General features: G+C 75.2%; 2 protein-coding genes. One reads left to right on the top strand and one right to left on the bottom strand.

Going from position 1 to position 1695, the window contains the following annotated elements; all coding sequences use genetic code 11:
- Positions 1 to 848 (bottom strand): DeoR/GlpR family DNA-binding transcription regulator (locus ACTUAL_RS09800; protein ID WP_440900041.1); only part of this gene is annotated, 848 nt, incomplete at its 3' end.
- A gap of 13 nt (positions 849 to 861) precedes the next feature.
- Here ACTUAL_RS09800 and ACTUAL_RS09795 point away from each other — a divergent pair.
- The gene (locus ACTUAL_RS09795) at positions 862 to 1599 is read left to right on the top strand and encodes an SIS domain-containing protein (RefSeq protein ID WP_440900040.1); all 738 of its coding nucleotides are present in this window, start codon (positions 862 to 864) and stop codon (positions 1597 to 1599) included.
- The last annotated feature ends 96 nt before the right edge of the window (positions 1600 to 1695 follow it).

The raw sequence follows: 1695 nt of genomic DNA, 5'->3' as shown, positions 1-1695 counted from the left end.
CACACCAGCACGACCTCCACCCCGGCGTCCCTGATCCGGGCGACCTCGTCCGCGGGCGCGTCCACGTCCGTGACCAGCACGTCGATCTCCTCCACCCCGCAGACCCGGCCGAACGCGGTCCGCCCGAACTTCGAGCTGTCGACCGCGGCGACCACCCGCCCGGCCGCGCCCACGGCGGCCAGCTTCACCGCGCTCTCCCCGAGGTCGTGCGCCGACACCCCGTCCCGCGCGCTCAGCCCGCAGCTGCTCAGCACCACCGTGTCGAACCGCATCACCCGGAACGCGTGCTCGGTCAGCGGCCCGGTGAACGCCTGCTCCCCCGCCCTGACCTCACCGCCGGGCAGCAGCAGCCGCACCTGCGCCGAGCCGCGCAGCAGGTCGACCGCGTGCAGCGAGAGCGCCAGCACGGTCACCCGCCGGTCCACCAGGGAGCGGGCGACCTCCAGCGTGGTCGTCCCGGCGTCCAGGACCGCCGTCTCGCCGTCGTCCAGCATCGCCGCGACGGCGGTTCCGATCCGCCGCTTGGCCTCGACCCGCTGCCGCACCCGCGCCGAGTAGGGCGTCGCCTGCCCGGTGAGCATCCCGACCGCCGCGCCCCTGACCCGCCGCAGCAGGCCCTCGCGCTCCAGCACGTCCAGGTCCCGCCGCACGGTCATCTCCGAGCACCCGACCAGCTCCGCGATCTCCGCGACGCCCACCCGCCCGCCGTGCCGCAGGCTGCCCAGGATCACCTCGTGCCGCTGTGCCACATCCACGGAGTTCATCCGAACAACCGGGGTGGTCGTGGTCAAGGGCTGGTGGCCCGCGCCACCCTCCTGGTAGGACTGCCCCACCTTGCTGCCGATCACCGGAGGTCACCAGATGGGTGCGAAGCGAACCGGTTCCGCGTACGGCGACGCGGTCCGCGACCTGCTGTCCAGGGTGGAGGAGCAGAACGCCGCGGCGCTGGACGACGTCGCCGAGCTCGTCCTGGCCTCGGTGCGGGGCGACGGCGTGGTGCTCGCGGCGGGCGCGGGGCACTCGCTGGCGGCGGTCGCCGAGACCTTCTACCGGGCGGGTGGCCTGGCGTGCGTGCGCCCGGTGTACCACCCGGAGCTGCTGCCGATGCACGGCGCGATCAGCAGCACCGCCGCCGAGCGCCGCTCGGGCCTGGCCGGTCAGGTGCTGCGCGAGGCCGGGTTGGCCAGGCACGACGTGCTGTTCGTGTTCTCCACCTCGGGCGTGAACCCGTACCCGGTGGAGCTGGCCGCGCACGCGGCCGACGCGGGCTGCCCGGTGGTGGCCGTGACGTCCCGGTCCGCGAGCGCGGCGGCGCCGAGGCGGGCGGGGTCGACGCTGGCCGACCACGCCACGATCGTGCTCGACACCCTGGTCCCGCCGGGTGACTCGAGCTACCCGCTGGACGCGCCGGTGACGGCGGCGGTGTCGACGATCGCGACCACGTTCCTGTGGAACCTGGTGATGGTGCGGCTGCTGGACAAGGCGACGGAGGAGGGCGTGGAGCTGCCGCTGTGGCGCAGCGCGAACGTGGAGGGCGGGGACGCGGCGAACGCGGGTCTGCTGCGCAAGTACCAGGCGCGGGTGCCGCAGCTGGGCTGAGCGCGGGCGGTGTCCCGGTTGGCCGTGCGGGCGCCGCGGCCCGGTGCGACCGCGCGGGACTTCTTCGCCGCGCTGGGGGTGGGCGACGCGCAGCGG

The organism is Actinosynnema sp. (genome assembly GCF_052038725.1).
The sequence above is the reverse complement of the archived record's forward strand: the minus strand, read 5'-3'. Positions and strand labels throughout refer to the sequence as shown.